This is a genomic window from Rhizobium sp. USDA 3886 (assembly GCF_056279785.1).
In genome coordinates this window covers 973,019-986,567 of sequence record NZ_JBWCDC010000003.1, presented here as the reverse complement: position 1 = coordinate 986,567, position 13,549 = coordinate 973,019, and the positions used below count along the sequence as shown (strand labels likewise).

At 59.2% G+C, this 13,549-nt stretch carries 9 protein-coding genes and 1 pseudogene; 7 read left to right on the top strand and 3 right to left on the bottom strand.

The window, feature by feature from the left end; all coding sequences use genetic code 11:
* The first annotated feature begins 30 nt into the window (after nucleotides 1-30).
* From cyoB to ACZ9BX_RS27545, 4 genes are read left to right on the top strand one after another with little or no spacing between them, the layout of a single operon-like run.
* Nucleotides 31-2,034, top strand: a complete 2,004-nt coding sequence (gene cyoB, locus ACZ9BX_RS27560; protein ID WP_132564676.1) for a cytochrome o ubiquinol oxidase subunit I — start codon at nucleotides 31-33, stop codon at nucleotides 2,032-2,034.
* Nucleotides 2,035-2,039: 5 nt separating this feature from the next.
* Nucleotides 2,040-2,660, top strand: coding sequence for a cytochrome o ubiquinol oxidase subunit III (cyoC, locus tag ACZ9BX_RS27555; protein WP_132564673.1), 621 nt, complete (start codon nucleotides 2,040-2,042; stop codon nucleotides 2,658-2,660).
* Nucleotides 2,657-3,058 (top strand): cytochrome o ubiquinol oxidase subunit IV, encoded by a 402-nt coding sequence (cyoD, locus tag ACZ9BX_RS27550; protein ID WP_132564670.1) that lies wholly within the window; start codon nucleotides 2,657-2,659, stop codon nucleotides 3,056-3,058. The genes cyoC and cyoD overlap by 4 nt, the downstream gene beginning before the upstream one ends.
* 48 nt (nucleotides 3,059-3,106) lie before the next feature.
* The gene (locus ACZ9BX_RS27545; RefSeq protein ID WP_476221344.1) at nucleotides 3,107-3,847 is read left to right on the top strand and encodes an SURF1 family protein; all 741 of its coding nucleotides are present in this window, start codon (nucleotides 3,107-3,109) and stop codon (nucleotides 3,845-3,847) included.
* Here the strand turns inward: ACZ9BX_RS27545 and ACZ9BX_RS27540 are convergent.
* The 3 genes and pseudogenes from ACZ9BX_RS27540 to ACZ9BX_RS27530 form a co-directional block, all read right to left on the bottom strand.
* Nucleotides 3,771-5,357 (bottom strand): annotated as a pseudogene (locus ACZ9BX_RS27540) (response regulator); the annotation flags it as partial. The gene ACZ9BX_RS27545 and the pseudogene ACZ9BX_RS27540 overlap by 77 nt on opposite strands.
* Nucleotides 5,358-5,470: 113 nt before the next feature.
* Nucleotides 5,471-6,877, bottom strand: a complete 1,407-nt coding sequence (locus ACZ9BX_RS27535) for an FAD/NAD(P)-binding protein (RefSeq protein WP_476221343.1) — start codon at nucleotides 6,875-6,877, stop codon at nucleotides 5,471-5,473.
* A gap of 282 nt (nucleotides 6,878-7,159) precedes the next feature.
* Complete coding sequence (locus tag ACZ9BX_RS27530) at nucleotides 7,160-8,080, bottom strand: alpha/beta hydrolase (RefSeq protein WP_476221341.1); 921 nt, start codon at nucleotides 8,078-8,080, stop codon at nucleotides 7,160-7,162.
* A 155-nt stretch (nucleotides 8,081-8,235) separates the two neighbouring features.
* On the opposite strand from ACZ9BX_RS27530, the gene ACZ9BX_RS27525 reads away from it, so the two are divergent.
* The 3 genes from ACZ9BX_RS27525 (at nucleotide 8,236) to ACZ9BX_RS27515 (ending at nucleotide 13,283) form a co-directional block, all read left to right on the top strand.
* A complete protein-coding gene (locus tag ACZ9BX_RS27525) occupies nucleotides 8,236-9,339 on the top strand; it encodes an acyltransferase family protein (protein ID WP_476221339.1) in 1,104 nt (367 codons plus the stop codon).
* A 169-nt stretch (nucleotides 9,340-9,508) separates the two neighbouring features.
* Entirely contained in the window at nucleotides 9,509-11,362 is a 1,854-nt protein-coding gene (locus ACZ9BX_RS27520) for an ABC transporter ATP-binding protein (RefSeq protein ID WP_476221337.1), read from the top strand.
* 22 nt (nucleotides 11,363-11,384) lie between these two features.
* A complete protein-coding gene (locus tag ACZ9BX_RS27515) occupies nucleotides 11,385-13,283 on the top strand; it encodes an ABC transporter ATP-binding protein (RefSeq protein WP_476221336.1) in 1,899 nt (632 codons plus the stop codon).
* Nucleotides 13,284-13,549: the final 266 nt, after the last annotated feature.

Here is a 13,549-nt window from a genome sequence, read left to right as displayed (position 1 = left end):
TCGCTAAGACACCAATGAACGGGTTAATCCATGTTTTCCAATCCTGACCTCCTGAAGTTCATCTTCGGCCGGTTGACGCTTGAAGCGATCCCCTATCACGAGCCGATCCTCGTCGCGACTTTCATCGCCGTGGTGATCGGTGGTCTCGCCGTGATTGGCCTCATCACCTATTTCAAGTTCTGGGGTCCGTTGTGGCACGACTGGATCACTAGCGTCGATCACAAGAAGATCGGCATCATGTATGTCATCCTCGCCGTCATCATGCTGCTGCGCGGCTTCTCGGACGCGATCATGATGCGCATCCAGCAGGCGATCGCCTTCAACGGATCGGAAGGCTACCTGCCGCCGCACCATTATGACCAGATCTTCACCGCCCACGGCGTGATCATGATCTTCTTCGTGGCCATGCCCTTCGTCACGGGTCTGATGAACTTCGTGGTGCCGATGCAGATCGGCGCCCGTGACGTCTCCTTCCCGTTCCTCAACAACTTCTCCTTCTGGATGACGACGGCCGGCGCCGTCATCATCATGCTGTCGCTCTTCATCGGCGAGTTCGCGCGCACCGGTTGGCTTGCCTACCCGCCGCTTTCGGGCGCCGACTACAGTCCCGGAGTCGGCGTCGATTACTACATCTGGGGCCTGCAGGTCGCAGGCGTGGGAACGACACTGTCGGGCATCAATCTGATCGCCACCATCGTCAAGATGCGCGCGCCCGGCATGACCATGATGAAGCTCCCCGTCTTCACCTGGACCTCGCTCTGCACCAACGTCTTGATCGTCGCCACCTTTCCGATCCTGACGGCAACGCTCGCGCTCTTGTCGCTCGACCGCTACGCCGGAACGAACTTCTTCACGAACGACCTCGGCGGCAATCCGATGATGTATGTCAACCTCATCTGGATCTGGGGTCATCCTGAGGTCTATATCCTCGTGCTGCCGGCCTTCGGCATCTTCTCGGAAGTCGTCGCCACCTTCTGCGGCAAGCGCCTCTTCGGCTATGCCTCTATGGTCTACGCAACGGTGGTCATCACCATCCTTTCCTATATCGTCTGGCTCCACCACTTCTTCACCATGGGTTCCGGCGCCAGCGTCAACTCCTTCTTCGGCATAACGACCATGATCATCTCGATCCCCACCGGAGCGAAGATGTTCAACTGGCTCTTCACCATGTATCGGGGCCGCATTCGTTATGAGGTGCCGATGCTTTGGACCGTCGGCTTCATGGTGACCTTCGTCATCGGCGGTATGACGGGCGTGCTGCTCGCCGTTCCGCCTGCAGACTTCGTGCTGCACAACTCGCTCTTCCTGATCGCCCACTTCCACAATGTGATCATCGGCGGCGTGCTGTTCGGCCTGCTTGCCGGCGTCAACTACTGGTTCCCGAAGGCCTTCGGCTTCAAGCTCGATGCCTTCTGGGGTAAGGTGAGCTTCTGGTTCTGGCTGACCGGCTTCTACTTCGCGTTCATGCCGCTCTATGTGCTTGGCCTGATGGGCGTCACCCGCCGTGTCTCGCAATTCGAGGATCCGTCGCTGCAGATCTGGTTCATCATTGCGGCCTTCGGTGCTTTCCTGATCGCGCTCGGCATCCTGGCGTTCCTTGTTCAGCTCGTCGTCAGCTTCATGAAGCGTGAGGAGCTCGCCGACCATACAGGTGATCCATGGGATGGCCGCACACTGGAGTGGTCGACTTCCTCGCCGCCGCCGGATTACAATTTCGCCTTCACGCCAGTCGTGCACGATCATGACAGCTGGTACGACATGAAGAATCGCGGCTACGAACGGCCCCTTGAAGGCTTCAAGCCGATCCACATGCCGAAAAACACCGGCACCGGCGCGATCCTTTCGGCCATCAGCGTGGCTCTCGCTTTCGGCCTGATCTGGTATATATGGTGGCTCGTCGTGCTCTCCGCTGTGGGGCTGCTCGTCGTCACGATCGCCCATACCTTCAACTATAGGCGCGACTTCTACATCCCGGTGGAAGACGTCAGCAAAACGGAAGGCAAGCGGACCGAACTGCTTGCGGCACAGGTGTGATGACCATGAGCGATCATACCATCGACACGGCCGAAAAACCTGAATTCTATCTGACCGAGGAACATCATCCGGAGGGCAGCACGAATCTCGGCTTCTGGCTCTACCTGATGAGCGACTGCCTGATCTTCGCGGTGCTGTTTGCGACTTACGGTGTTGTCGGCCGCAATTATGCGGCGGGGCCCTCCCCGAAAGACCTCTTCGACCTGCCGCTCGTCGCCGTCAACACGTCGATGCTGCTCTTTTCTTCCATCACCTATGGCTTTGCGATGCTGCAGATGGAAAAAAACAGCAAATCCGGCACGCTGATTTGGCTGGCGGTGACCGGCCTCTTCGGCGCGGCCTTCATCGGCCTTGAACTCTACGAGTTCATCCACTTGATCAACGAGGGTGCGGGACCATCGCGCAGTGCCTTCCTTTCGGCTTTCTTTACGCTGGTCGGAACGCATGGGCTGCACGTCACGTCCGGCATCATCTGGATGGCGACACTGATGGTGCAGGTTTCGATGCACGGCCTGATCGAGGCCAACCGCCGCCGCCTCATGTGCCTTTCGATGTTCTGGCACTTCCTCGACGTCGTCTGGATCGGCGTCTTTTCCTTCGTCTACCTGATGGGAGTTCTCGGATGATTTCGCAAGCACCCGCGCATGAGGACGCGCACGAAGCCCATCATGGCCACAGCCACGGGCACGGGGCGGGCCATGGCTCGCTAAAGAGCTACACGATCGGCTTCGTCCTCTCGGTCATCTTGACCGCGATCCCCTTCTGGCTTGTCATGGCCGGCGTCTTCGAAAGCCCGGCGGTGACGGCCACGCTCGTGATGGCCCTCGGCGCCGTACAGATCGTCGTTCACATGATCTGCTTCCTGCACATGAACACCCGCTCGGAGGGCGGCTGGACGATGATGGCGCTGATCTTCACCATCGTGATCGTGGCGATCGCGCTTTCCGGCTCGCTCTGGGTCATGCATCATCTGAATACCAATATGATGCCGATGAGCCCGGAAATGATGAAGAACATGCCCTAGGGGGCATCGAGCGGGCGGCGGCAGGCCGCCCGCTCCGGTTTTGCAGCCATGTCAAATAGCTCTCCTGAACCGAAAGACCGGCGCCGCTCGGCAGTCAAGCTCGCAATGCTCTGCAGCCTAATGCTTCTGTCGATTGCCGGCTTTGTTGCGCTTGGCGTCTGGCAGGTGGAGCGGCTGTCCTGGAAACTCGATCTCATTGCTCGGGTCGATCAACGGGTAAAAGCCGAACCGGTTCCGGCGCCGCTCGACAGATCAGTCAACGCCGCCGATGAGGAATACCGCCGCGTAATGACGACCGGTACACTGCAGAACGGCAAGGAGACGCTGGTCTATGCCTCGACTGAGCTGGGACCGGGCTATTGGGTGATGACACCGCTGTCGCTTCCAGATGGCAAGGCGATCCTGATCAACCGCGGCTTCGTGCCGGCCGACAAGCGCAATCCTCAAACCCGGCAGTCCGGCCAACTCTCCGGTCCGGTCACGATCACCGGGCTGATACGGATAACGGAGCCGAAAGGCTCGCTGCTGCAGTCGAACGACCCGGCCTCGGGCCGCTGGTATTCCCGCGATGTCGCTGCGATCGCGGCGGAAAAGGGCGTCACAAACGCCGCTCCTTATTTCATCGATACAGATGCGACGTCAAACCCTGGCGGCTTACCGGTCGGCGGATTGACGCGTATCGTCTTTCCGAACAACCACCTCGTCTACGCGATCACATGGTTTGGATTGGCGCTGATGGTGGCAGGTTTGCTGGGATACGTGATCCGCGGCGAGATTCGAACGCGGTAGCCGCGGCAATCGTCCGGCTGATTGCCTCGGCGAGTTGCGCTTGCGAAAAGGGCTTGCCGAGACGCGGCAGGTCGATAAGGCCGCCGCCGGGTGGAATGTCTGCATAGCCCGTGGCAAGGATGATCGGCATTTGCGGCCAATCACGGCGGATCGCCTCCGCAAGCTCTGCACCGGTCATCCGCGGCATGGCGTGGTCGGAAATGACGAGGTCGACCTGTTCAGCGGCAAGGATGGCCAGTGCATCGGCACCCGATGCCGCCTCGATGACTTCATAGCCGAGATCTTCCAGCATCAGAACGGTGTTCATGAGCACGAGACTGTCATCGTCGACGGCCAGGATGCGCAGCGAATGCGGAAGGCCACGATGATCAGCCGCTTGCTCCGGATGTTCTGCTGGTGCAAGATCCTGCGCCGGGATCGCAGGGAACCAAAGTTCGGCGACTGTGCCTTCGCCGATACGGCTCTTCAACACGAGTTTGCCGCCTGATTGCGCCGCGAGCCCTTGAACCATCGGCAGGCCGAGACCAGTGCCCTTCCCGAAACCTTTCGTCGTGAAGAAGGGTGTCGTCGCCTGTTCAAGCGTCTTTTCGTCCATGCCCTCTCCGCGGTCAATAACCGAAATACACAGGTAGGCACCGGGCGCAACAGTCCCGTTCCCGTCACCCATCGCCCGCTCTTCCGCCCTCACGGTGATCTTCCCGCCGCCCGGCATTGCGTCACGTGCATTCACAATCAGATTGAGGATGGCCGTTTCGAGCTGGTTGGGATCGGTGGCAATTGCCGGAAGATCCCGTGGCACTTCGGTTTCCAGCATGGTCAGCGGCCCGAGCAAACGTTGCAGCATGTCGGCCATTCCGTCCATGAGCATGGCAATGTCGATCGTCTTGACCGCCAGTTCCTGGCGCCGGGAAAAGGCGAGCATGCGCTGCGTCAGTGCCGCACCGCGCTGCGCACCCTGGATGGCATTTTCCACGAGGCGCATCAGCTCCGGTTGTTCCGGCATCCGCTTCTTCAAAATCTCCAGGCTCCCGAGAACGGCCATCAGAAGATTGTTGAAGTCGTGGGCGATGCCACCGGTGAGCTGGCCGATCGCCTCCATTTTCTGCGCCTGGAAAAGCTCTTCGCGTGCCTGATCGAGGGCATACTGGATTTCGCGCTTCTCGGTCATATCGCGTGTGATCTTCGCAAAACCAATCACCTCACCGCAGTCGTCCCTGATCGCATCAAGAACCACGCACGCCCAGAAACGGCTGCCGTCCTTACGCACCCGCCAGCCCTCCTTCTCGAATCGGCCATCGCGGCGGGCAACGTCAAGTGCATGTTCCGGCTCACCGGCAGCACGATCCTCCTCGGTGTAGAAATTCGAGAAGTGCCCGCCAATGATCTCTTCCTGCGAATATCCTTTGAGGCGTTGCGCACCGGCATTCCAGGTCGCGACACGACCCTCCGGACTGAGCATATAGATGGCGTAGTCGGTGATGGCATCGACAAGTAATCGCAAGCGGCCCTCGTCCGTGAGAGACGCATCATATCGATCGGCGAGTTCCATAGGGCCCCCAAGAGAAAACATCAGTTGCCTAAACCGAAGGAGGCCGAAATGGTTCCGGAGAAGTCTGAATAAATTCAGACAGCTCTGCTTTGAGGGTGGAGCTGCTGCCCGATCTTGTCCGCAGCCGCGTAGGCCTGGCTGACGATCTCAGGGACCAGATCGATATCCGGCAGGCTGCCGAGGCCGAGCGGACCAACGGCAAAGAGGCCGTCCATCGTCGATCCGTCCTCCAGGCAGGCTTCGCCGCGCTGATTGACGGCAAGACCCAGTGAAAGCTCGTCGGGCATGGCGAGGCCGGAGTTGATCAGGCTCTGCATCAGGGGCATCGCGAGATTCGGCGCCCGGCAGCGGCAATCGAAAACACGCTCCGCATAAATGACTTCCTCGACATCCGATCCAGCCGGCGTGAAGAAGATGCCGCTCAGCCCCCGGCGGCCGGCCGTGCCACGGCGAAGGACGGTATTGCCTTCGGCAAGCTCGCGCTTCAAGCGCAGGTACATGGCCTCGGGCAGGCGGTTGCGGTGGCTGTCGTAGATGGCGCGCAGATGCCGGTTGAACTGGCGTTTTTGGCGCGCCGGCAGCGAACGCCAAAGCGAGCGGGCATGTCTGCGTAGGCCGTTCATCACCGATTGCCAGCTGCGGCCTTCTTCTTCCGCCTTTCGGCAGGCAGCGCGGATGAAGCGGACGATCTCCGGCAGGCTTTGCGGCAGCTCCTCGGCCGGAAAAATCGGATCAGCGGAATTCGGCGTATGGCTCTGCGGCAGGAAACCATGTTTCGAGACGATGGTGATCTGGCCGGTGTAGCCGCTATCGCGCAGCTGCAGCAACTGGTCGACAACCCGAATGCCACTTCCAAGCAGAGCCGCATGCGGTCGGGCAACGAGACGCTGCGGCCGCACCGGCGACTGATCGTCCGTGACAGCCTCGGGCTCGGAAAGCCCATAACCGGTAGCCAGAATGACGGTATCGAAAATCGGATTGGCCGGATTGGCACTCTCAAGCAGGAAGCGGTTCGCGGGTCTCCTGCGGATCGAGACGACCGGCTCGTGGCAGACCTGTACGGTGATATCCTTGCGGGCTGCGAGCGATTCTGAAAAGCGCTGATAGACGTAATCGCTGAAAAGCTGCTTCGGAACGAAAATCTGTCGGAAACCCGGGATCGCGGCGGGCACGGCGGCCCGGAATTCCGCGTTGCTACAGAGCCAGTCGTTGAAATCGTCGGCGTCGCCGAGCGACACGGACAGATCGCGGACACGGGTATTGAGGATCGTTGAAGAACGCGTCGACGACAGCGCCTGACCGCCGCTGACCGAAGAATTCGGATCGAAAAGCTGAAGGTGGAACGGTGTCCGCACCGTCTTCATCAAGGCGATTGCGCTCATCATGCCGGAAAAGCCGCGGCCGACGACGGCGATACGCGGTATCGACGAAACCTGCCCTCTCGCATTGAATTTCGAAGCAAAAAGACCCTGAACCGTCATCTCAACTCCCTTGCGGGTTGGCCCGCATCGCGTCTCGATCAAGGTTTCAACGCAGGAATATACGCTCATGCGTTGCTGAGGTTCACGCGGCGGTCTGGAACGCTTGCCGCCATAGTCTATCAAACTAGTCGTGTATCAAAGCGCCAAAATGGGCGGGTGGCAAGCGTTTTATTCCACGCGCTTGCAGGTCCGGTGGTCAGACTGCTGATATAAATAAAGAATTTTTTGCTCAGCCGCGTGCGTCGGGATGGTCCCTTGTCTTCACCGGTGCTGTCTGCTCGGCTATTTCTTGATACGGTCGATCAGGAAATTGAAAAAGTCGCTATAGCGCGCCGGGATGCGGTCAGCCTCATCGAGAATGGTCACGGTATGTCCGCTCTTTTCGGCAGCCTTCTCAAATCCGGCACCGAATTTCGGGCTGTGAACGAGCGACATGTGGTCGGTCGATCGATCCTGCAGGCTCCCGGAATACAGGAGCACGATCGGAGGCGAGTTCGCCCGAACCAGGTATGAGGGCGACAGTGCCGTAATGTCGTTCAGGAACTTGCCTCGTTGCGCCAGAAATAGCTGAAAATCCGCCTCAGGCAGGCCAAAGGCATGCCCGCCGTAATTGATGGATGGACTCACCCAATCGCGCATCTCGAAGGGGTCTATCGTGGTTTGCGCATCGATGCCGCCGACCACCTTGATCGCCCCCGGCGAACCGTCCTCATTGGCCGACAATGCGAGCCAGAGCGCATTGAAGCCACCGGCAGAAGCGCCGTATATGGCAAGCCGTGTGTTGTCGATACCCATGCTGCCGCCGTATTGCAGGAGGTATCGATAGGCGGATTTCGTGTCCTCGAGCGGGGCCCGCACCGGCGGGAATATCCCGTCCCGTTTCGCCTCGACCAGATTGCGATAGTTGATTGCAACGACCGCAACGCCCTTCGACAGGATGTAAGCTCTGGCATTTGCCGCGATGAATTGCTTGTCGCCGTTCCACCATCCGCCGCCATGGATATAAATGATCGCCGGAAACGGACCGGCGCCGGACGGTTTATAGATATCCATCCTGTTGCTGGCGTCAGTTCCGTAAGCGACGTCCTTCAAGGCGGGACCATCCGGTTCTGTCGAAGCCAGAACCTCGCAAGTTCCAGCCGTCAGCAAGAAAAGCACCATGCCTATCATAGTGGTGATACGTCCCGACAATCCGCAGTTCATGCTGTCTTCCTCTCGCCGCCCTGGCAGCTTCTAAGGTAAAACTTTTGATTTCTGCTCACAATACGTGTATATGCGATAATTGTCCCAATAATAAGTCTTAAAATAATAGATGATTCGAAGATAATACAGTATTTTTACTCCTTTTGGGGGAACACATGTCTGAAAGACGGATCATGACGCATTACTATGTAGTAGATATAGTCAGAATTTATGCTGCTGTACTGGTTATGCTATTCCATTTCGCGAGCTTCCAGCTCCCTCGGACGGACGGGCCGGTGTTCGGATTCCTCTGGCCATTCGATGGAATCGGCAGCGTCGGTCTGGAGATTTTTTTCGTGATTTCCGGCCTTGTGATCTCCATGAGCACAGAAGGCGCAACCGGAGTGCAAGGTGCGCTCCGCTTCATCCATCTGCGTGCGCTTCGAATCCTGCCTGTTTTATGGATTTCCAGCCTGATCGGCTTTTTGATCTTACTCCTTACCGGCGAAGACATCGCGCCTCTGGTCCTGCGTCTCATCCGCTCCTCGGTCCTTTCGCCGATCGGGCCTTACATCGATGGTGTCGTTTGGTCTCTGGTCGTCGAGGCCGTCTTCTATCTCACCGTCGGGATCATGATCATCTTTGCATCACGTATCCCCTTGGAAAGCCTCGCGAAGATCATTTGCGCCGTGAGCACGCTTTATTTGGTCATCTGGTCTGCAGCCTTCCTGCTCGACAAGGAACTATTTGCGACGCTTTCGCGCTTTCCTTCGAAGGTCTTTCTCATGCGCTACGGCGTCTTCTTCGCGCTCGGCATGCTGTTGTGGTCAAGCATGCGCGGCCATCGTTCCGCGACCGCGACCGGCGCACTCCTGCTGGCAGGCGTGATGTGCATTGCCGAGATATTCGTCGGCAGAGACCTCCTATGGGGCATCGGCACCGGAGCCGCCTTGGTCTGGCTGACGGCCATAGGCTTCATGATCCTGTGCATCACTCGTGCGGATGCATTCGAAGCCCGGCTCAGCGAACGCCAGCGGAAGATGTCCCGATATCTCGGAAGCCTGAGCTACGCACTCTACCTTAATCATTACACTTTCGGCGGCTCCATAGTGCAATCGCTGGCGACAGTGTTGCCGCCAGTTTCGCCAGTGTCCGCCGGCTTGCTGTTCTGCGCCTCGGTCTCTGCCGTCCTTCTGATTTCCTGCTTCGTCACGTCTGCCGAAAGGGTCGTGAAAAAACCTCTTATGCTGCGGCACCTATCCCGATTGGGATCGAGCTAGGGCTGCGGTTCTCACCGCCCGTCACTCACGATAAAATAACCAACTGGTGAATTCTTTACTTGAACGCCCAGGTAGAATCGGCAAAAGTAAGCGCGCTAACCATTTCCTTCATGGAATTGCCGTCTTTTCGGGCCAGCGTCCGACCATACACCTATTTGGAATCAATACCGTGAGCAGCGATGCGTCGATACGCGCGACGAAGCCTTCGGCTTCGCTTGCGCTTGTGAATGCGGCAGGATGGGGCAAGGGTCTTTATACTCTTGTCCGCATCACCGTCATGGCCTTTCGTCACCCCTGGCAAGCCGGCTTCGCCATCGGCGCAACCCTCATAGCATCCACATTCCAGCTTCTGATTCCGCGGCTGCTCGGCCAGGCGGTCGATCATACGCAGGTTGCATTGACGGGCGGCGCTGCCGGCCAGCTGGCGCAGGACGCGCTGCTGACGACGGCGCTGCTTTTACTCGGCGCCAGCGTGCTTCGCGGCGTCTTCACGATGGTCCAGAACTACTACAGCGAAAGCGTCGGTCACCATATCGGCTATGAACTGCGGCTTGCCTGCTACGAGAAGATCCAGCGGCTGTCCTTCAGCTTCCACGACACCGTTCATTCGGGCGACCTGATCACCATAGGACTGCTCGATCTTGAAGGCGTGCGAATGTACTTCTCGACAGCACTTGTGCGCGTTTTCCTGCTCTCGATGCTGATCGGCATCGGCGCCTATATGCTGATTTCGACCGATGTGGTTCTTGGTCTCCTGGCTCTAAGTTTCGTGCCTTTTGTCGGCTGGCGTTCCTCGGTGGCGCAGCTCCGGCTGCGGGCCACGTGGCTCGACCTGCAGGAGCGGCTTTCGGTGCTGACGCGCATCATGGAGGAAAACCTCGGCGGCATCCGTGTCGTGCGTGCATTCGCTGCGCAGGAGCATGAGCTCTCCAAATTCGAAAAAGCCTCGAAGAATGCGCTGACGCTTGCGCATCAGCGCGTCGGTATCCGTGTTGCCAATACCAGCGCCATGACCTTTTCCTTCTTCGCCGCGATGGGCCTCGTGCTCTGGGTCGGCGGAGAAAAGGTGATGGCGGGCGAAATCACCGTCGGCACGCTCGCTTCCTTCCTGACGTTCATGACCATCCTGCAAATGCCGGTGCGCCAGCTCGGCATGATGGTCAACGCCTTTGCCCGGGCTTCGACATGCGGCACGCGCCTCTTCGACCTGCTCGACCTCGAGATCGCCATACGTGATGCCCCTGGTGCGAAAGAATTGAAGGTGACTGAAGGCACGCTCCGTTTCGAGAATGTCGGCTTCGCTTATCCAAGCTCGGACATGCATCAGGTGCTCCACGGCGTTTCCTTCGAAGCGCGGCGCGGTGAAACGATCGGCATCGTCGGGCCGCCGGGCAGCGGCAAATCGACGATCGCCCATCTGATACCGCGCTTTTATGACGTGACGAAGGGCAGCATCACGATCGACGGACAGGACGTCCGCAAGGTGAAGCTGCAATCGCTCCGCCGCTCCGTTGCCGTCGTGCAGCAGGATTCCTTCCTGTTCACCACGACCATCGAAAACAACATCGCCTATGGCGACCCCTGGGCCAAGGAGCCACGGATCGAGCGGGCGAGCGAAAGCGCGCAGCTGCACAACTACGTGCTCGGCCTGCCGACAGGCTACGGCACGGTGGTCGGCGAACGCGGCGTTTCGCTGTCCGGCGGTCAGCGCCAGCGCCTTTCGATAGCCCGGGCGCTGATGTTGAGGCCGGCCGTAATGGTATTCGACGATTCGACGGCGGCAATCGATGCGGCGACCGAACAGCGGATCCGCGCCGCCATGCGCAAATATGCCGCCGACCGCGTCACCATCATCGTCGCACACCGGTTGAGCTCGCTAATGCATGCCGATCGGATCCTCTTCGTCGAGGACGGCCGCATCGTCGAGCGCGGCACGCATGAGGAACTGCTGGCCTATGGCGGCCGGTACAAGGCACTTTACGACTTGCAGGTACGGCCGGGCGACGACGCTTTGAGCGCGTGAGAAACCGGCGCGGGAGGATTTCATGGCCGAGGAACTGGAAACCGAACGCTCCGACGTTCGCGAGGACGGCCGCCGCCCGCCGCGGGCGGTCGTCGGCTCGCACCGCATCGAAGAAGAAATGTTCGGAAAGGCCTTCGACGGCAATATCGTCAAGCGCATCTGGACCTTCGTCGCGCCATACCGTCGGCAAGTCCTGTGGTCGGTTGCAGCCGTGCTCACCTTCACGGCGATGCAGTTGCTGATCCCCCTTATCATCCGTTACGCGATCGACCACGGCATGCAGCCGGGCGGGGATCGCTCCGCCCTCCTCTATTCGATCATCGCCTTTCTGATTGCGATCCTGATCAATTATGCGGCAAGCTACGCGCAGGAAACGCTGGTCGGCAATGTCGCCGAGGAGGTGCTTTTCGACATCCGCACGGCGATGTTCTCGCATCTCCAGCGAGTCTCGCTTTCCTTCATGGACAAGACAGAGGTCGGACGGCTGATGTCACGCCTTCAGGGCGACGTGAACTCCATGCAGGAATTTCTCGAGACGTCGGTGCTCTCGGTCGGCGATATCGCCCTGCTCTTCGGAATCGTCTTCGTCATGCTCTATCTCGACTTCAAGCTCGGGCTGCTGACACTCTCCGTCCTGCCTGTCCTCTTCATCGTCCGTCTCTTCTGGCTGCCGCTGGCGCGCAAATCCTTCATGGCAGCGCACGAGACGAACTCCGTGGCGGCTGGCGCACTCGCCGAGGCGATACACGGTGTTCGTGCCGTGCAGAGCATGGATCGCCAGGGCGTCAATTTCACGCTCTATGACGACAAAGCCCATGCGAACCTCAAGACGCACCTGACGGCCGCCCGCTATGCCCAGGTGATGGTGCCGATCGTCGATAGCCTGACCGGCGTGGCAATGGCACTCGTTATCGTCGTTGGCGGCGCCCGCGTCCTGAACCAGGCGCTCGACGTCGGCGTGCTTGTGGCATTCCTCTTCTACATTCAGCGCTTCTTCGACCCAATCCGCTCGCTGACGCTGCAATATTCCGTCATGCAGCGCGCTATGGCTTCGGGTCGCCGGCTGACGGAGGTCCTTGACGTGCCGGTCGATATCAAGGACGCGCCGAACGCCAAGGCTCTTTCGAAGGACATGGATGGTTCGGTCGAATTCCGCGATGTCGTCTTCGGTTACAATCCGAAGCATCCCGTCCTCAAGCATGTGAGCTTCAAGGTGAATCCGGGCGAAACAGTGGCTCTCGTCGGTCCGACCGGCTCGGGCAAATCGAGCTGCATGTCGCTCATCCACCGGTTTTACGATGTGCAGCACGGTCAGGTCCTGGTCGGGGGGCACGATGTTCGCGCGTTGACGCAGGATTCGCTTGGCGATCAGATCGCCATGGTGCTGCAGGAACCCTTCCTTTTCACCGGTACCGTCTTCGACAATATTCGCTATCACAAGACAAGGGCGACGCGCGAACAGGTGATCGAAGCCGCCAAGGCGGTGGGCGCCCACGACTTCATCATGCGCCTGCCGGAAGGCTATGACAGCGTACTCGGCGAGCGCGGCGGCAACCTCTCGCTCGGCCAGCGGCAGTTGCTCAGTTTCGCGCGCGCGCTCGTCGCCGACGCGAAGATCCTGGTGCTCGACGAGGCGACCGCCAATATCGACAGCTACACGGAAATGCTGATCCAGAAGGCGCTAGTGAAGCTCCTCGAAAACCGCACGGGCCTCGTCATCGCCCACCGGCTGGCGACGATCCGCGAGGCTGACCGCATCATCGTTCTGCAGAACGGCGAGCTCATCGAAAGCGGCAATCACCGGCAGCTGATGAAGAACGGCAAGCTCTATTCGCGGCTCTACAACCTGAACTATGCCTCCTTCGACGACATTCCGGAGGAGGCCCTGGAGGACACGGCTGCTAGCAGGTCGGCGACATAGGCTGTCCGTTGAACTCCTTAGGATCGCCGCGATCCTAAGGAGTGGTCGCGTATGGTTCTTGTTGCGGACGAATTGAAGAGAAAGTGGGCCGAGATCCTCATCCAGATCGAGGAACTGCGAAAAGCAGATTGCCGCGCTCGAGCAGCAGCAGGGTACGTTCGATATCGTCATCCTACGAGCCGGAATGCGCTATCGAACGCGCCAGCCTCCAGCCGTGACCTGTATTTCATGCATCTTTTATGCATGAGTATTTTCATTGTTCGAAA